Genomic DNA, 15,063 nt, shown 5'->3' on the forward strand with positions numbered 1-15,063 from the left:
TTTATTTCCTCCCATTCACTGCTTTCCAAGCTGTTTCCCATTTTGCATGAATCTTCGCCTTACTATTCCCGTCTTGATGCGGAACATAAGGCGACGCTTTTAAAGACGCACTCTTGGAAGAAGCAGCCATCAAAACCGCATGGCGTGCTTTTTCTAGGCTCATGCCACTTTCAATAGCCTTCTCTGCATCAAAAGAGACGCCTAAGCGCTTTGCTTGCTTTTCAAGATTTGTTAAGGCACGTGCACGTTTTCTTTCTTGTTCACGCACGGCTTGAACACTTTTGTGCGTACCTTCTTCGTCATCGTCTTCCCCATCTTCGTCGTTTTCCTCTTCTTCATCAAAGACTTTGGCATTAATGTCGATGTCATCATCGTCTTCGTCTTCCTCAGTGACATCGATAATCTCTTCTTCGTCGTCTTCTTTGATAATGTCTTCTTCGGCGCGGTATTTTGTGCGTGCCATGTGTTTGATCCTTCTTGTTCTGTTGATGTTGGAGGAGATTTTATGGAATCCGTTAAGGCTTCCAAAGCTTGCGCAAATGTGCCTTGCGCATCGGCTAATCCAAGCTCTACAGCTTGGCTGCCTATAAAAGTTTCTGCCTTAGTCTCTCGAATTGCAGCAGCGCTGATTGGTCTATTTTGCGCAACCAAATCGACAAACATATCGTAGAGCAGCCCACAATCTGCTTGCATTTTCTCAAGTGCTCGTTCCGCTAAAGGTTCATGAGAGTTGCCGTGGACTTTGTGGTCACCCTCAAAAACAAAAGTCCATTTATGGCCATTCTTTTCATCGGCACGGGATTGATCAAGATGCGCACAAACAACACCGATGGAGCCAACAACACTCGTACGTGCAACCCAAATTTGCGACGCAGCACAGGCAATCGCATAAGCCGCAGAGCAAGCAAATTCATTGGCATGTGCCCAAATGGGTTTATTGTATGCCTGTGACAAAGTGCGAAACTCGTCGACCAAATCAAACACACCGCCCGCTTCTCCACCACCACTGTCAATATCCAGCAGAACAGCGTGAACATCAGGCTGCGCAATGGCTTCACGAAAAGATGCTCCTAAACCTTCATAAGAAGTCAAACCAGATGCAGTCTCAAGCCATGCCCCACGACGCACGAGCGTGCCATGAACAGGGATAATCGCAATATTGTTTTGTACCCTATAAGTCTCAGGGAGTCTGAAAGCCGCCACATCACTTGCCAAAAAAGCTCCAGTAGCAAGTCTTTCCCCATTTAAAAGACGCGGAGCAAGAGCATTCAGAATAACATCAAGCTTTGTGGAGGCAAGCATATGAGGCACACCGAAAAGCCGTGATGCCAAAAACGGCATATCAAGGTTACTCGCCATGGCTTTGTGCCTCGCTACCTTGATTACTTTCAGTGTCATCATTAGAATCTTCATCATCAATTACTTTATGATCGATGGAGAGATCAGCCATATCTGTATCAAAGAATAAGCCGCGCGCTTGAGCATCTTTGCGTTCTTCCTCAAGCTCAACATGAATGCCATCAATATCAAAACCGCGTTCAGCAAGTGCCATACGCCGTGTTTTTAAGCCTGCGCGAATTTCTTCTTTTTCTGCCGAAATATCCTTGAGCGGATCAATCATTTCAAGCGGCGGGGCAAAGCTTTCACATTGTATCCATGGCAAATAATTTTCTTCCCACCCTGGCAAATCAACACAGCCACCAAGCACAGCCATTTCAACGAAACGTTCCCAAACAATGCGGTTAAACTGAAAAGCTATAATATGCTCGCGCCATTGTTTGACGTGGCGTCTAAACTGAATGATCGATGTACGCACATTGGAAAAGTTGCCCCGCGTCACATCCCCCGTCACAACCGCATAAGGCATGTTGAGAGCTGCACAAATTTTTAAAGCATTATGAAATTGAAAAGCTTCATAAGATCCTCCAACCTCTACGGGATTAGAAAACTTGATGTCCGTTCCCTCTGCTATTTCTTGGATTCCACCTGTCTCAAATATAAGAGGAGGCTTATCTTGCTGTTCTTTGTTGCTTTCTTTGCGGTTCTCAGGCAAACCTCCATAACCGTCATTAGAACGCGTAATAAACCCTGCAAAAAGAGCAGCTGTTCTTTTCCTATCAATCTCGGCATCATCATAAGCTTCAAGCTGAAAAATCTTAACCAGACTACGTGTCACTTTTGGTGATCCACGCAATTGTCCTGCAATACGCCTTTCTTTAACGTGGATCACCATTTCAGCAGGAACTCTTACACGCTCTTGACTTCTAAATGCTCCGCTCAATGGACTGCTATCATAAGGATGATGCTTCCAAAAATGGTACGCAACACGCTTTCCACTGGCATTAAACTCAATCCCCATGCGGATATAATTGCCTTCAATTTCAGCAACCCCGCTATAGGTTAAATCAAGCATTTCTGCAGGATAAATTTGCAATTGAAGCGGTACACCGGAACGCCCATAATGATCAACGTAATGCAATCTCACAAAACATTCGCCGGTTAAAAAAACTTCCCGCGCAATGGTTGCTTGGAGACCATAAAAATTGGCATCTTCATCGTAATCCGCCTCATCAACCCATTGCCACCAAAGATCAAGCAGCTTCTTCTTTTCTTCCTGAAAGCCTTCAATTCTAGGATAGGGTTTAATTCCATCACTGATAGCTGCCGAGACCCATTCTTCTGTTGCAGAACCGTAAAGCGCCTCATTGTCATAGAGCCACCTTGACCGTGCAATAATGGTATCACCTGTCGCTTCAATCGCTTGGTTAATATGTTTTTTGGCAGGGTTTAATCCCCTCATACGACGGCTACGGCTTGCTGCTTCAAAGGGTGGATTATGCTCACCAGAAACGCGAAAAAAGTCCGTTACCTTACTCAATAATCCAGCCATCAATAACCGCGCCTCGCATCAATATAGAAAACACGAGAGCTCCCGCGCCCTTCAAGCTCTGCTATTTGCTTATCCAGCAGTGCAAGTGCCTTGCGTAATTCTTCAACAGAGCGGCTCCCAACCTGCTTGTCACCATGACGCACAAATTGTGCTCCTGAATAAAGAGACTCCTCAAGTTGCTCTCGCCTTCCTTTTAATTCTGCAATTTTTTCACTTTTGCTTTTCAATGGACTTAAATTCTCACTCATAAAATATCCCACTCTCTTTGCATGTAAGGATTGACTGATCTCTTTAATTGTCTCCTTTGAGGCTGTGTTGTTTGAAACTGTTCTGAAACAGGCATTGTACTCTCTGAAGACGCCTCAACATTTTTCAAGCTTTCCAAGCGCTCTTCTAAAATATCAACCTCTTCATTGAGGTTCAGACCCGCTGAAATCAGACCTTGCAAAGCCGCATAAGCATAAACGCGGCAATCTAAAGCCTCATTTCTGGCTTTTTCACTTTTCTGCCATTCGATGCGCTTAAAGCCTTTGAAATATTTGATGACCTTTTTTTCAGCTGTCAGCTGCTCGAAATATTCCTGATCGAGGTTCATATGAAAGTGTGTTGCCCCTGCTCCTGAAGCCTCTGCACCTGACTTCTTAAAACGTGCTGTAATAATATCTTTGGCAGCATCAACACCCACCATATAAAGGTTAATCTGTCGTCCCCTGTTTTTTCTGCTCGGACGACGTGGCCATACCGCTCGCCATCCTGCCTGACCTTTTACTCCCCATATGCGCCTTCCCTCGCGAGGACGGACATAATTGTAAACAGCCTGTGTGTGGCCACCCCCTGTATCAATACAAGCTGCCGTAATCCTTATGCCATTTTTATAACCTGCATGTGGCCAGCGTTTTGCAAGATATTCATCTAATTGATCCCAAACTTCAAAGGAGGACGGATCACCTAAGATCACTTGATAATCAATATGCCAGCTTTCTTCACCACGTCCCCACCCGACAACTTCCAATTCTAATCGATCATTTTGCACATCAATTCCCGCTGTCAACAACACAGCTTGTGGCGGTGCAAGGGGATACTCTTCACGCCGTGCATAGAGGCTCTCAGGATCAATAACCTCACCCGTTTTATCCTCCCAAGGCTCTCCAAGAACAGTGTTCACAAAAGGCTGTAAAAGTGCCGGATCATCTTTGGCATCTAAAAATTCACGTGCACACTCCCCCCATGTCAACCACGGTGAATAGAGCGCTGAAATATGGTACGAACGCAAATTCGGTCGGCTTGATTCACTAGTGGGAACCCAACACGCACCCCTTTCCTCAGACATCAAATCTTCTTTGCGATGCTCTGCATGCTCATGACCACAATGCGCACAAACAAAAACCGCCTTTTCTGGTGATCCTTTCGGCCATTTTATTTGCGACCAAACAATCGGCTGTAACGTGCCACACGCATCACAAGGCACGTTGTAATATCTCTGATCTCCAAGCACAAAATCCTTGGCTATACGGCTAGTGTCACGATGTGTTGGTGTCGACAATTTAAAAATCTTCCTTTGTACAAAAGTTGATGTACGCTTTTCGGCAATCACCACAGGATCACCTTCGTTATCCACGCTCAAAGGATAGGCATCGACCTCATCCAAAATCAGATAACGAATAGGCATAGAACGAAGCCCAGCAGCACTATTGGCTCCTGTGAGCATTAAGACGCCCCCATCAAACTCCTTCGAGAACATTGTGTTACCACTGTCGCGTGCACGAGCGGGGGCAATCCGTTCACTTAAAGCAGGGCTTGCTGTAATCATCGGATCAAGACGAGTCTTCGACAGTTTCTTTGCTGTCTCAACCGTCGGCATCACGTAGAGTGCTGGACTCGGGCTAAAATGAATCGCATAACCACAGAAATTCAGTCCTGCCTCTGACATGCCAACCTGCGCACCTTTCATCACAATGGTTGTTTCAATCGGCACGTAAGAAGACAGATTATCCATGATTTCCCGCAAATATGGAGTACGTTTTGTTCTCCACAATCCAGGCTCTGCACTTGCTACCGTGCTCAAATATCTATTTTTATCCGCCCATTCTGAAACCTTGTATGGTGGGTCAGGCTGTCGAGCTTCATTGGCATGCGAAAAAAACTCTTTTACCGCACGATCATCCATGGTTCACTTGCTCTTATTCAGAGGGGCTCGGATCATGAAAAGGAACAGGGATATGAACTTCTTCCAGCAAAGCTTTTCTCATAAAGTAATCAAGAGCACCAATAAGACTGGCTGCATCACACTCAACTTGAGCAGCAATACTTGCACCAAAACGATGCGGAAAATTCAACATCGCATCACGATGGGCTCTTCCAAAATCACGCGCTGCCTTTTTTACTTCTTCTCGATCAACCGTTGTCTCACGCAATCGTTCAAGCGCAATCTGTTCACTTTCCAGCGCAACTTGCATCCTCTTGAGTTTGATTTCGTATTCATTCGCTCCGTCTATGGAATCTTTTTTAATTTTTGTACAAGGACGACCAGAAGATGTTGAAAATGATTGAGCCCGCTTAGTTGGATTCTTATTCCATATGGCTCTCGCAACCTCTTCATCAACCGAACCATCTGCAAAAATCGCTTCATCAAATTTGCCCGTCTTAAAGCGAGAAACCACTGCATTCGCAGACACACCCATCTGTTTCGCAAACGCGCGAACCGATATGCCTTGCCTACCCTTATTGTTCATTGGATACTCATTCGTTCTTAATGAATTTTTGGAAAAATATTACAATCTACGAATATATTTTGATGTTGATTTTTTTTTACTAAAAATGGCGCTTATGACGTTAAAATTGTAGATTATCATTGATGTGAAAAGGAACCTTAATATGAAGAATTATATAGCGATCCACCCTGGAGAAATTCTACGAGAAGAATACTTAAAAGAATATGCCCTTTCTGCTTATGCTCTTGCAAAAGCATTGAATGTGCCACGTACACGCATAGAACGGATCATTGCTGAAAATAGTCCTGTAACACCTGATACAGCTTTAAGATTAGCTTATTTTTTTGATACTACAGCTGAATTCTGGCTTAACATGCAAGCTGCTTACGACGTTAATATTTTGCAATCAGAAAAAGCTGAAGAATTTGCCAAAATAGATAAATTTAGAAGTGCTCAATGACTATCAAAAAAACCTTTAAAGAAAAATGCAATTACACAAAAGAGGACTGGGAAGCGGTAAATTCACCACCACTCACAGATGAAGAACTTGCACGCCTAAAACCCGCAAAAAAGGTTTTACCTGCTTCTTTTTTCAAGCATATAGCAGAAGAGCGCCGTAAGCGTGGACGTCCTTCAATTGAATCTCCTAAACAAGCAATTACCCTACGTCTTGATCCCGAGGTTATTGCCTTTTTTAAAAAACAAGGCAAAAACTGGCGCACACGTATGAGCGAAGCGCTAAAAAAAGCAAGTGATGAATTTAAATATACATCCTAGCTTTCTCCCCACCTTGAAGATGGGAAGATAGATCATATTCCTTTCAAGTTAAGCCACTTTTTTAAGTGGGTTTTCTAAACTTGGATCATATGCCTTCAACAAAGGATCGATACCACGAGGAAACTCCGAATCTCCAAAGTCTGTAAGAACCGTTAAAAGCTTAATAATATGCGCATTTTTCTTGATCTTTGAAACCAAAGCTTCTTCTACTACGCTCATGGTATTAGCTATAGCAGTACTTTCCTCATCTCCAACACCACCACGATTGCAAAGCTTAAACAACGCTATCCACAAATCACACAAAGAGTCGATATCAGTATTCATTGTACACCCCCATGGATTTCTTCTCTCAAGAATGCCAAGCCTTTTGTTGTGATTTTTGTTGAGGGCAGGACTTTTTCTGTGCCATCAGGTCTTTGAATCGTGATAGTCGGGCAATCCATCAGACCTCTCTTGATCTTGTCTTGATAAGGCAATAATGCAGAACCCGGAGCACGTCGATAAACCCAATCATTCCCACGCAAATAATCAATTAAATCCTTTGGTCGTATCTCCAATACCTTTGCTGCCTCTGTGAGGCCAAACAAACCATCAGAGCGAGTTAAACCTTCAAGTGTCTTTGCTTTCGGTTCTAATTTAGCAATGATAGCATCCTTTTTTTCTATCTGTCCTTGCAGATGTGTTAAAAAGCCGAGCATCGCCTCTGGACTGGAATAATCAATCTGTGGTGCAGCGATTTGCTTCGCACGTCGCTCACACTCGATAAAATACTGACGTGCTTGTTTGCCTTTTTCGTTACGCTCTACCATGGCAAGCTCTTTTGCCATATCTAAGGTAAGAGCATAATCCTTAGAAGGACGACCGCCTTGAAGGTTTTCGCCAAAATTGGTGAAAACTATATAGTCTTGATTTTCTATAAAATTGTATCTATTGATACGATCTTTAATCCAATTTGAAAAATCTTTTCCTACTTCCAGAAACGCGTGCAATTCACGCGCGTTTACCGTTTGAACAGTTTCCTGTTCTATAATTTTTTCTGTAATTTCTATGAGATCGTTCATAATGAACTCCTAGTTGTAAGAGGTTTTTGATTGACACTCAAGAAGAGTGCCGGGTGCTCAAAAACACGGCAACTAGTCCGTCGTTACACTTTCCCCTAAAAGGGTATTGTATAGTGTAACCACACCCGACAAAATCACTATATGCCACAAGCACACAATGAGTCAAAGTCTTTAAAATGCACAGAAGACTGATTATTTCGGTAATCAATCCGCTAGTTGTTTTAAGGTGTTTTTGAGGCACCTGAATCAACGATAGACATATTTCTGACATATTGTCAATAGATAAAATTACTTTCTGTTCGGCATTTTATTAATCTTATCTACGCTTCCAATCGCTTGCAAAATACTGACTCGATCGATGTTTCAAAGAAACTGCCATGGATCAATAATAGCAACACCTGTGTCTATAAAATCTTTTACATTATGCGTCACAACTGTGAAACCATGAACTAAAGCTGTAGCGGCAATGAGCATGTCACTTGCGGGTTTTGGATCAGGAATATGAAGCTTTGCGCATTGGCGAACAACAGACAAATCAATAGGCAAAATCTTATTGGCAAAAAATGGTAAAACATACCCATCAAGCCACTGACGCAACAATTTTCCTTGTATTTTATCCTTTCGCTCTACACGTAATATACCATGCTCTAATTCAAAAACTGTCATCACAGAAAGGTAAAGCTGTGCACTATGTATTTGTGATAGCCAGTGACAAACATTCTCATTGGCTCGTCCAGAATTTACTTTGCGCAATTCAGAAATAACATTTGTATCGAGGAGAAACATTAAAAAACTTCCCGTTCCTCATTCAGAAGAGGCATCCGCTCCGTCTCTAAATCAATATCCGCAAGGTCAATATCTGAACAGGCGGGCATCGCCAAACGTTTCAGAATATCACCAACACCTTGCTCCGTTATTTCCTTATAAGCTTCCATTGACATTAGAACATGCGTGGGCTTGCCTCGATCAGTAATAAAGACTGTATCTTTGCAAGCAACTCGTTTCGCTTTGCTGACTTCATGATTAAAATCGCGGCTTGTAATAATAACAGGCATGATTAGTTCCAATTCTATTATGTAGTTATGTTACTACATAAAGATAGCGTCGTCCAGAGTGATTTTCAACAATATAAATAGTTCCTTATAAAATACGGCTGCTTCCCACCGAAAATGAAAAGGTGTGTCATAATTGAATTTTGAACGTTGTAAAATTTCTTTTCATTAAAAATAATCTACACTGTACAGTCTGCGCATTAAAATTAATTGTTTTCAATGGTTTATGTGTACAATGCACAGTCATTTTTAAAATTCTGTCGCTAGCGATAGTTCGCGGTTGCCTGCCCCGCAACAAGCCCAACCCGCTGGGAAGTACCTTTTGTATTGATTTTATTGATTTTTTTGGAAATAAATAGGAGATATATAATTGGTCATCTTCTTTGAATTAACATCCTCTCCACTCTGAAAGTGGAGAAGATAAGATTATATTTTAAATTAAGCTGTTTTCACTACAGATGTATCTAAAACGTGTTTTGCTTCTGCAATGAGAGCTTTGTAGTTTCTGTTCTCTTCTTCTAATTTAAATGCTTCAACAAGACGCTTATGAATTGGCCCCAAAAGATACAAAGCCTTTTCAGCAGGTCTCATATCATCCCAATAACTTGGTAAATCAAATCGTGTATCACGATCAACAGATTGATTTTTTAATTCATAAAAAGCTTTTACAAGTGCTTTTTTAAACTTACGTACCATGTCGTTGTTGCGCATATATGTCATAAGTAAAGTTGCTTGCGGTTCATTGAGGACAGCAATCTCTCTTTTTTGTCTTCCACCTGTAGTTTCAAAGGGTACGATTTCAAATCCAACCCTTCCAAATTCCTCAAAGTCTTTACGATTATTGCGTATAAGCTTGATGACAGTAGCGTGTCCATTCCCTACACCTTCAGCAATTTTCAAAGAGGTTGTAACGGCAATATCATCATTATTAATTGTTACTAAATCGTTCATGATGAACTCCTTATGGTTAAGCGTTTTCATTAATACTTTTAAAAAGGTATCGGGCGCTGAAAACACGGCCATAAGTCCGTCGTTACACTTTCCCCGTAAGGGTATTGTATAGTGTAACCACACCCGATGGGGTCATTATACACTTGTTGCATATAATGAGTCAAAGTCTTCAATGTACGGAAAAAGATTGTTTCGGCAACCCATCCGCTTATGGTTTTAAAGTGTTTTCAGGCACCTGATTTAACGGTATACATTTTCCATGAATCTTGTCAAGTAATAAGATTATTGCTGATTATAGCACACAAACATCACTTAGAACGTGCTTTAGCCCTGTTCTTTGCAGCATATTCCTGACGAGCAAGTTGTATCTGTATATTTTTGGTTAATCTTTCATTGGCATGTTGTACAATGGAATTGGCAATCTCTGGCTTAGACATGACCTCTGCAATCGAGATCCCTTCTTGTTTTACAATGGGAAATTGATCTCCTCCAGCTCTTTGGAACACATTTCCCCCTCCTCTCCTTAAATTAACACGCTGAGGAAATTTTCCACCTTTTATAAAGCCATGAGGCAAAATCTTTTTCGTTCCAAACATCATGTAAGTCACGCCGCGTTTTGTTTCTTTTGCCTTAAAGAATTTAAGCGGCAAAGGTGTTCCTGAACCGACAATATCTGCTTCAGGGAAATTCGTTGTTGCTTTTGATTTTATGTAAACACCTTTCTTAACACGCTTTACTTGAGCTGATGAAACTTCAGAAACTGTTCGTTCTGTAAAGCGCTTAACCTGCTTTGCTGCGGTGTTTACAGCATTACGAAGCGCCCAATTAAGACGTGGTGCTTTAAGACTGGTAAAAGTATCTTCAACTTGCTGAAGATACCATTTTTGATGAATAGTTAACTTCAAATGCTAAGCCTTCTTTGGAGAATCCATTGATGGCTTAGAAGCTTTAACTGCTTTAGGCTTCTCGGAAACGGCTGTTTCTGAAGATTCTTGTTTGCTTATATTTGTATTCTCTTTTTGCTCATCAAGCTGTTGCCCTTTACTAGAGGCAACACATTCCTCCTCCTGATAAAGCCTTGCAGCATTAGCCCGTTTAAGACGAGCATAAACTGCATGAGAAACCTCAACGAATGGATTATCTAAAACCGAAGGCTCAAAACGAACAATGCTTTTATTGTCACCCAACACACACATTGGTTTAGTGATTACTACTTTCATAGCCACTCCTTTTGATGAATTATTTAATGACATTTAATGACGCGATCGGTCACTTATTCGCTTTTGTTGCTTGAAATAAAAAATAGCCCATTTTCCTAAGAAAACTAGGCTCTCTAGCCACATTTAAGGCTCATATTTCACTAAATTCCAAAGGGAAAATCTGAAATCTGGACACAATAATACTAGTGCCGTGGTGTCATTAAATACGATTTCCCATGCAATGTCAACAAAAAAATCTAAATATTGTGCTTTTTTATTTTTTTTATCTAAATTTGGTGTTTAAAGAACTAAAAATAGAAAAAATTATGTAAGAAATGTTGCTAATTTAGCGAGCACTTCATTCATAATCATGGAGGGAACTGTTTCTATTTTCTTTCCTTTACGCGCTCCTATATCAAGAGCACGTGGTTGATCACAACGTACTACACCTGTTGTATGCAATCCAACCCCCATCAATGAAACAGCAAAACCCGCTGTTCTAGCAAAACTTCCTCCACTTGTAATGGGTAAAACAATGGGTGTTTTCGTTACACGATTAAATGCCTCTGGTGATACAATCAGCACTGGACGCATCCCTTTTTGCTCATAGCCTAAAGATGGATCGAGCGGTACTAACCAAATTTCACCACGCTTCATTACAAGAGTTCTCGACCAACAGGTTGAACATTAAACCATTCCGTATCCTCATCAGAAAAATCAGCAAGAGGATCACATTGAGCTAACAATTCATCCAGAGTGTAACTAGGAAGTGCTTGTGGCTTCATCACTAAACATCCATTATCAATAGCTAATCCAACTTCGGTATTTTCAGAAAGGTGAAGGACATCAAGCAATGCAGGCGGTATAGAGAGCATAACAGACCCTCCAACTTTACGTAACTTTGTTGTGTGCATAAAACGCTCTCCTTAAATATTATATAAAAATATAACATTCAATCCTCTATTATTCAACGGCTTTTCATACTTTTATGAAAAATAACAGCAAAACATTCACTTTTTACTGTTTTTACCAAAATGCTCATGGAAAGCATTAAGAACGATATGCAGTGAATTAACAAGATATGATAACGATTGATCTTCAATTACAATATATTGTAAAGCAGCATAAAGATTATACTGTCTGTATGAGCATTGCGCTTCTTTTACTACTTCTTGTGCAGCTTTGTAATGACTGGTTGCCCTTTGAATCCATTGCTCAAGACTATTTAAATCTGAGTTTGTAGAGACATCATCATAACAGCCACTAGGAAAACCTTTTGCACACAAATAATTGTTTCTCACTTCAAGATATTTTTGTGCAGCATCATACTGCTCTTGACTAAGCTCACCTTGCAAACAAAGCCGCCCGATATAAGAACCAGAAAGCGGATTTTTTGCCTCTTCTACAGTTAATCCAAAGTGCTTAGCACGCATTTCAATTGTTAATTTATCAATAGCTTCACGTGGTCTTTTTGCACGTGAAATACGTCCATTTTTCTCTCTCACACGTCCCTCAATTCGTGGTCGTCCACGTTTTGCATGTTTTTTCTTTTTCGCCATATTTTTTCAATCAAAATGGAATGTCATCATTAACAGATGTTTTATAATCAGCAGCACCTGAAGCAACTGCATAACTTTGAGCAGTAACAGAGGTCTCGCTCTCTTTCTTTGCATCAAGCAAATACAATTCACCTTTAAACTGTGGTAAAATCACCTCTGTCGTATAACGATCGATACCATTTTTATCTTGCCATTTACGTGTCTGTAAGCGCCCTTCAACATAGACCTTGCTGCCTTTTTTGAGATATTGAAGAGCAACCTTTGCAAAATGAGGATTAAAAACCGCTACAGAATGCCATTCCGTCTTCTCTATTTTTTGATTGGTGTTTTTATCTTTGTAGCTCTCTGAAGTGGCCATGCTAAAGCTAACCACTTCTGCTCCTGAAGCCATCGTTCTGCTTTCTGGATCAGCACCAAGACGCCCTATTAACGTCACTTTGTTTAGCATATTTTTATTCCATTAAATTTATGTTTCATACGGACATTATTTTATCATAATTTTTATAATTTTTCTAATATTTTCAAATAGATATTATTAATTATTAACATATAGAATTATATTTTACAGCGCTAATTAATAGTACTTGACTGCTACAAACGCATGGTGTATCGTATCAAGTATCAAGGGGGATATATGGCAATCGTTAGTTTTAAGCACAAAGGATTGAAGTTATTCTTTGAAAAAGGAAGCTGTAAAGGTATACAGCCTACTCATGCTAAAAAATTAGCAAATATTTTGGTAATTTTAGACACAATATCCGCACCTGAACAAATGACAATTAAGTCGTACCGTTTGCATGAACTCACAGGAGATTTAAAAGGTTATTGGTCAATGCGTGTCAATGCAAACTGGCGTGTTACTTTTCGTTTCATTGGAACAGACGTTGAACTTGTTGATTATCAAGACTATCATTGATTTTTAAGGTATTATTATGATGTACAATCCTCCCCACCCTGGCTGCATTTTAAGAGAAGAGTTACTTGATGAGCTAGGGTTGACAGTAACAGAAGCCGCAAACCGTCTCGGCATTGCACGGTTAACTTTATCACGTGTTTTAAACTGTAACGCAGCAATTAGTATTAACTTAGCTTTACGATTAGAAAAGGCTGGTTTAAATAACGCAGAATTTTGGCTTAAATTGCAACAAAAGCATGATCTATGGCAAGCACGACACAACAATCCAATCATACATGTTGCACCTTTAGAGCAAGCAGAGCATTTTTAAAAAATTTAAACCACTTTAAGAAAACTTAAAACAGTTTTTTGGGTTGTGACTCATATTATTTTATCTGCTTATCGCTGTTCAATAAACATCCTCTATAAAAACTAAAACGAACTTTTTTGTACGACTCATTGTTGACTATCGAACTTTTTTGTGCGATATTTATTATCATTAAATTGGAGGAAATAAATGAAGCGAGAAGCGCTGCTTAGGGAATTGCGTAAAGAAGCCAGAAAAAGAGGTATTCATTACAATGAAACTTCTGACGCAGGCAAAGGATCGCACTATTTAGTGACTTTTGGAGATAAAACAACCGTTATAAAATCTGGTGAATTAACTCCAATTTACGTGAAAATAGTAAAAAAACAATTGGGGATATGAATCTTCAATTGCTTTTGCTGCTCTTCGTTTCAAACATGTGCATGCCGACACAAAAAATAATATAATAAAAAAGGCAAAACTGACAGACAGAAAGCAGAGGTGAGAGAATGGAATACACATATTATGCAAAAATTGAAGCTGATCCAGATGGTGGTTTTATAATAACCTTTCCAGATGTACCAGAAGCAATAACAGCTGGAGAAAATCGAATTGAAGCATTGGAAAATGCAGCTGAAGCTTTAGGATTAGCATTACGAAGCTATCCTATGCGCGGTTTGCCTTTACCTATACCACAGCAGTATCAAAACCTTGTAGCAATAACGGTAGATGCTTGGAATGCTTTTAAATTAGCAGTAATAGAGGCTTTTAACAAAGCTAACATTACAAAAACAGAATTAGCTAATCGTCTAGGTAAAAAAGAAACCGAAGCAAGACGCATTCTTGACCCAAACTATCCAACTAAACTGCAAACACTAGAGCAAGCACTAACAGTTCTTGGCAAACAGGCAGTTATTACAATTAAGGATGCAGCATAATCCTATTCCTGCCTTTTAAAGGCAGGAAAATAATGATGTTTCTTAAAGTTAAGCAGCTTTCACTATAGACCTGTCTAATACATGTTTTGCTTCTGCAATTAAGGCTTTGTAGTTTCTGTTTTCTTCTTCTAACTTAAAAGCATCAACAAGACGCTTATGAATTGGCCCCAAAAGATACAAAGCCTTTTCAGCAGGTCTCATATCATCCCAATAACTTGGTAAATCAAATCGTGTATCACGATCAACAGATTGATTTTTTAATTCATAAAAAGCTTTAACAAGCGCTTTTTTAAATGCACGCACCATGTCATTGTTACGCATATACGTCATAAGTAAAGTTGCCTGTGATTCACTAAGAATGGCAACTGTCCTTTTCTGTTCTCCACCTGTAGTTTTAAAGGGTGCCATTTCAAATGCGACCCTTCCAAACTCCTCAAAATCTTTAATATTCTGACGAACTAACTGTATAACTGTTTTATGCGTATTTCCAACGCCCTCAGCAATTTTTAAAGAAGTTGTGACAGCAATACCAGCACTGTTGATTGTTACTAAATTGTTCATAAATATTGGTTCCTTTGTTTTATAAATTTAAGTATCCAGGGCTAAAACAACCGAACCAATTCAGTCCTTCACGCCTTTAGGTTACCCTTGGACATACACGTGAAGACCCTGGACAAAAATTCTTTATGATGGGCAACAGATCTTTCGGGATACTGCTGAACC

24 protein-coding genes are annotated in these 15,063 nt (G+C 40.1%); 6 read left to right on the top strand and 18 right to left on the bottom strand.

The window, feature by feature from the left end; translation table 11 throughout:
• Window position 1: 1 nt before the first annotated feature.
• The 6 genes from V4B18_RS07030 to V4B18_RS07055 are packed head-to-tail and all read right to left on the bottom strand — an operon-like array spanning window position 2 to window position 5,622.
• Window positions 2–268 (bottom strand): hypothetical protein, encoded by a 267-nt coding sequence (locus V4B18_RS07030; protein WP_455475716.1) that lies wholly within the window; start codon window positions 266–268, stop codon window positions 2–4.
• Complete coding sequence (locus V4B18_RS07035) at window positions 232–1,359, bottom strand: S49 family peptidase (RefSeq protein ID WP_455475717.1); 1,128 nt, start codon at window positions 1,357–1,359, stop codon at window positions 232–234. Before V4B18_RS07035 ends, V4B18_RS07030 begins: the two co-directional genes overlap by 37 nt.
• Entirely contained in the window at window positions 1,349–2,890 is a 1,542-nt protein-coding gene (locus V4B18_RS07040; RefSeq protein WP_455475718.1) for a phage portal protein, read from the bottom strand. Before V4B18_RS07040 ends, V4B18_RS07035 begins: the two co-directional genes overlap by 11 nt.
• Complete coding sequence (locus V4B18_RS07045) at window positions 2,890–3,138, bottom strand: phage head-tail joining protein (RefSeq protein WP_455475719.1); 249 nt, start codon at window positions 3,136–3,138, stop codon at window positions 2,890–2,892. Before V4B18_RS07045 ends, V4B18_RS07040 begins: the two co-directional genes overlap by 1 nt.
• Window positions 3,135–5,057, bottom strand: a complete 1,923-nt coding sequence (locus tag V4B18_RS07050; RefSeq protein ID WP_455475720.1) for a phage terminase large subunit family protein — start codon at window positions 5,055–5,057, stop codon at window positions 3,135–3,137. The genes V4B18_RS07045 and V4B18_RS07050 overlap by 4 nt, the downstream gene beginning before the upstream one ends.
• A gap of 13 nt (window positions 5,058–5,070) precedes the next feature.
• Window positions 5,071–5,622, bottom strand: a complete 552-nt coding sequence (locus V4B18_RS07055; protein ID WP_455475721.1) for a hypothetical protein — start codon at window positions 5,620–5,622, stop codon at window positions 5,071–5,073.
• Window positions 5,623–5,764: 142 nt separating this feature from the next.
• Between V4B18_RS07055 and V4B18_RS07060 the strand changes: the two genes are divergently transcribed.
• Together V4B18_RS07060 and V4B18_RS07065 are read left to right on the top strand one after the other, a co-directional pair.
• Window positions 5,765–6,061 (top strand): HigA family addiction module antitoxin, encoded by a 297-nt coding sequence (locus V4B18_RS07060; RefSeq protein WP_455475722.1) that lies wholly within the window; start codon window positions 5,765–5,767, stop codon window positions 6,059–6,061.
• On the top strand, window positions 6,058–6,378 hold the full coding sequence (locus V4B18_RS07065; RefSeq protein WP_455475723.1) for a BrnA antitoxin family protein: 321 nt from the start codon (window positions 6,058–6,060) through the stop codon (window positions 6,376–6,378). Before V4B18_RS07060 ends, V4B18_RS07065 begins: the two co-directional genes overlap by 4 nt.
• Window positions 6,379–6,426: 48 nt before the next feature.
• Here V4B18_RS07065 and V4B18_RS07070 read toward each other — a convergent pair whose 3' ends face one another.
• The 11 genes from V4B18_RS07070 to ssb form a co-directional block, all read right to left on the bottom strand.
• A complete protein-coding gene (locus V4B18_RS07070) occupies window positions 6,427–6,702 on the bottom strand; it encodes a hypothetical protein (protein ID WP_455475724.1) in 276 nt (91 codons plus the stop codon).
• Entirely contained in the window at window positions 6,699–7,439 is a 741-nt protein-coding gene (locus tag V4B18_RS07075) for an antA/AntB antirepressor family protein (RefSeq protein ID WP_455475725.1), read from the bottom strand. The genes V4B18_RS07070 and V4B18_RS07075 overlap by 4 nt, the downstream gene beginning before the upstream one ends.
• A 363-nt stretch (window positions 7,440–7,802) precedes the next feature.
• The gene (locus V4B18_RS07080; protein ID WP_455475726.1) at window positions 7,803–8,225 is read right to left on the bottom strand and encodes a PIN domain-containing protein; all 423 of its coding nucleotides are present in this window, start codon (window positions 8,223–8,225) and stop codon (window positions 7,803–7,805) included.
• On the bottom strand, window positions 8,225–8,494 hold the full coding sequence (locus V4B18_RS07085) for a type II toxin-antitoxin system prevent-host-death family antitoxin (protein WP_455475727.1): 270 nt from the start codon (window positions 8,492–8,494) through the stop codon (window positions 8,225–8,227). The genes V4B18_RS07080 and V4B18_RS07085 overlap by 1 nt, the downstream gene beginning before the upstream one ends.
• A gap of 435 nt (window positions 8,495–8,929) precedes the next feature.
• Window positions 8,930–9,442, bottom strand: coding sequence for a Rha family transcriptional regulator (locus V4B18_RS07090; protein ID WP_455475728.1), 513 nt, complete (start codon window positions 9,440–9,442; stop codon window positions 8,930–8,932).
• Between the two features lie 308 nt (window positions 9,443–9,750).
• Window positions 9,751–10,347 carry a hypothetical protein gene (locus V4B18_RS07095; protein WP_455475729.1) on the bottom strand — a complete coding sequence of 199 codons (597 nt, stop codon included), beginning with the start codon at window positions 10,345–10,347 and terminating at the stop codon, window positions 9,751–9,753.
• Window positions 10,348–10,350: 3 nt separating this feature from the next.
• Window positions 10,351–10,662 carry a hypothetical protein gene (locus V4B18_RS07100; RefSeq protein WP_455475730.1) on the bottom strand — a complete coding sequence of 104 codons (312 nt, stop codon included), beginning with the start codon at window positions 10,660–10,662 and terminating at the stop codon, window positions 10,351–10,353.
• A gap of 303 nt (window positions 10,663–10,965) precedes the next feature.
• Window positions 10,966–11,298: a type II toxin-antitoxin system PemK/MazF family toxin gene (locus V4B18_RS07105; protein WP_455474705.1), complete on the bottom strand. Its 333-nt coding sequence runs from the start codon at window positions 11,296–11,298 to the stop codon at window positions 10,966–10,968.
• The gene (locus V4B18_RS07110) at window positions 11,298–11,555 is read right to left on the bottom strand and encodes an AbrB/MazE/SpoVT family DNA-binding domain-containing protein (protein ID WP_455475731.1); all 258 of its coding nucleotides are present in this window, start codon (window positions 11,553–11,555) and stop codon (window positions 11,298–11,300) included. Before V4B18_RS07110 ends, V4B18_RS07105 begins: the two co-directional genes overlap by 1 nt.
• A 96-nt stretch (window positions 11,556–11,651) precedes the next feature.
• Window positions 11,652–12,200 (bottom strand): hypothetical protein, encoded by a 549-nt coding sequence (locus tag V4B18_RS07115; protein WP_455475732.1) that lies wholly within the window; start codon window positions 12,198–12,200, stop codon window positions 11,652–11,654.
• A gap of 10 nt (window positions 12,201–12,210) precedes the next feature.
• A complete protein-coding gene (gene ssb, locus V4B18_RS07120; RefSeq protein WP_455475733.1) occupies window positions 12,211–12,648 on the bottom strand; it encodes a single-stranded DNA-binding protein in 438 nt (145 codons plus the stop codon).
• A 186-nt stretch (window positions 12,649–12,834) separates the two neighbouring features.
• Between ssb and V4B18_RS07125 the strand changes: the two genes are divergently transcribed.
• The 4 genes from V4B18_RS07125 (at window position 12,835) to V4B18_RS07140 (ending at window position 14,340) form a co-directional block, all read left to right on the top strand.
• Window positions 12,835–13,116 carry a type II toxin-antitoxin system RelE/ParE family toxin gene (locus V4B18_RS07125; protein WP_455475734.1) on the top strand — a complete coding sequence of 94 codons (282 nt, stop codon included), beginning with the start codon at window positions 12,835–12,837 and terminating at the stop codon, window positions 13,114–13,116.
• A gap of 16 nt (window positions 13,117–13,132) precedes the next feature.
• Window positions 13,133–13,426: a HigA family addiction module antitoxin gene (locus tag V4B18_RS07130; RefSeq protein ID WP_455475735.1), complete on the top strand. Its 294-nt coding sequence runs from the start codon at window positions 13,133–13,135 to the stop codon at window positions 13,424–13,426.
• 186 nt (window positions 13,427–13,612) lie between these two features.
• Window positions 13,613–13,804: a hypothetical protein gene (locus V4B18_RS07135; RefSeq protein ID WP_455475736.1), complete on the top strand. Its 192-nt coding sequence runs from the start codon at window positions 13,613–13,615 to the stop codon at window positions 13,802–13,804.
• A 107-nt stretch (window positions 13,805–13,911) separates the two neighbouring features.
• Window positions 13,912–14,340 (top strand): type II toxin-antitoxin system HicB family antitoxin, encoded by a 429-nt coding sequence (locus V4B18_RS07140; RefSeq protein WP_455475737.1) that lies wholly within the window; start codon window positions 13,912–13,914, stop codon window positions 14,338–14,340.
• Between the two features lie 48 nt (window positions 14,341–14,388).
• Here V4B18_RS07140 and V4B18_RS07145 read toward each other — a convergent pair whose 3' ends face one another.
• Window positions 14,389–14,901, bottom strand: a complete 513-nt coding sequence (locus V4B18_RS07145; protein ID WP_455475738.1) for a Rha family transcriptional regulator — start codon at window positions 14,899–14,901, stop codon at window positions 14,389–14,391.
• Window positions 14,902–15,063: the final 162 nt, after the last annotated feature.

Source organism: Bartonella sp. B17 (assembly GCF_053795755.1).

What these genes read in the sequence shown, in the direction of transcription:
- V4B18_RS07035 (WP_455475717.1), bottom strand. Translation starts at nt 1,359, where the DNA reads ATGGCGAGTAACCTTGATATGCCGTTTTTGGCATCACGGCTTTTCGGT.
- V4B18_RS07040 (WP_455475718.1), bottom strand. Translation starts at nt 2,890, where the DNA reads ATGGCTGGATTATTGAGTAAGGTAACGGACTTTTTTCGCGTTTCTGGT.
- V4B18_RS07045 (WP_455475719.1), bottom strand. Translation starts at nt 3,138, where the DNA reads ATGAGTGAGAATTTAAGTCCATTGAAAAGCAAAAGTGAAAAAATTGCA.
- V4B18_RS07050 (WP_455475720.1), bottom strand. Translation starts at nt 5,057, where the DNA reads ATGGATGATCGTGCGGTAAAAGAGTTTTTTTCGCATGCCAATGAAGCT.
- V4B18_RS07055 (WP_455475721.1), bottom strand. Translation starts at nt 5,622, where the DNA reads ATGAACAATAAGGGTAGGCAAGGCATATCGGTTCGCGCGTTTGCGAAA.
- V4B18_RS07060 (WP_455475722.1), top strand. Translation starts at nt 5,765, where the DNA reads ATGAAGAATTATATAGCGATCCACCCTGGAGAAATTCTACGAGAAGAA.
- V4B18_RS07065 (WP_455475723.1), top strand. Translation starts at nt 6,058, where the DNA reads ATGACTATCAAAAAAACCTTTAAAGAAAAATGCAATTACACAAAAGAG.
- V4B18_RS07070 (WP_455475724.1), bottom strand. Translation starts at nt 6,702, where the DNA reads ATGAATACTGATATCGACTCTTTGTGTGATTTGTGGATAGCGTTGTTT.
- V4B18_RS07075 (WP_455475725.1), bottom strand. Translation starts at nt 7,439, where the DNA reads ATGAACGATCTCATAGAAATTACAGAAAAAATTATAGAACAGGAAACT.
- V4B18_RS07080 (WP_455475726.1), bottom strand. Translation starts at nt 8,225, where the DNA reads ATGTTTCTCCTCGATACAAATGTTATTTCTGAATTGCGCAAAGTAAAT.
- V4B18_RS07085 (WP_455475727.1), bottom strand. Translation starts at nt 8,494, where the DNA reads ATGCCTGTTATTATTACAAGCCGCGATTTTAATCATGAAGTCAGCAAA.
- V4B18_RS07090 (WP_455475728.1), bottom strand. Translation starts at nt 9,442, where the DNA reads ATGAACGATTTAGTAACAATTAATAATGATGATATTGCCGTTACAACC.
- V4B18_RS07100 (WP_455475730.1), bottom strand. Translation starts at nt 10,662, where the DNA reads ATGAAAGTAGTAATCACTAAACCAATGTGTGTGTTGGGTGACAATAAA.
- V4B18_RS07105 (WP_455474705.1), bottom strand. Translation starts at nt 11,298, where the DNA reads ATGAAGCGTGGTGAAATTTGGTTAGTACCGCTCGATCCATCTTTAGGC.
- V4B18_RS07110 (WP_455475731.1), bottom strand. Translation starts at nt 11,555, where the DNA reads ATGCACACAACAAAGTTACGTAAAGTTGGAGGGTCTGTTATGCTCTCT.
- V4B18_RS07115 (WP_455475732.1), bottom strand. Translation starts at nt 12,200, where the DNA reads ATGGCGAAAAAGAAAAAACATGCAAAACGTGGACGACCACGAATTGAG.
- ssb (WP_455475733.1), bottom strand. Translation starts at nt 12,648, where the DNA reads ATGCTAAACAAAGTGACGTTAATAGGGCGTCTTGGTGCTGATCCAGAA.
- V4B18_RS07125 (WP_455475734.1), top strand. Translation starts at nt 12,835, where the DNA reads ATGGCAATCGTTAGTTTTAAGCACAAAGGATTGAAGTTATTCTTTGAA.
- V4B18_RS07130 (WP_455475735.1), top strand. Translation starts at nt 13,133, where the DNA reads ATGATGTACAATCCTCCCCACCCTGGCTGCATTTTAAGAGAAGAGTTA.
- V4B18_RS07135 (WP_455475736.1), top strand. Translation starts at nt 13,613, where the DNA reads ATGAAGCGAGAAGCGCTGCTTAGGGAATTGCGTAAAGAAGCCAGAAAA.
- V4B18_RS07140 (WP_455475737.1), top strand. Translation starts at nt 13,912, where the DNA reads ATGGAATACACATATTATGCAAAAATTGAAGCTGATCCAGATGGTGGT.
- V4B18_RS07145 (WP_455475738.1), bottom strand. Translation starts at nt 14,901, where the DNA reads ATGAACAATTTAGTAACAATCAACAGTGCTGGTATTGCTGTCACAACT.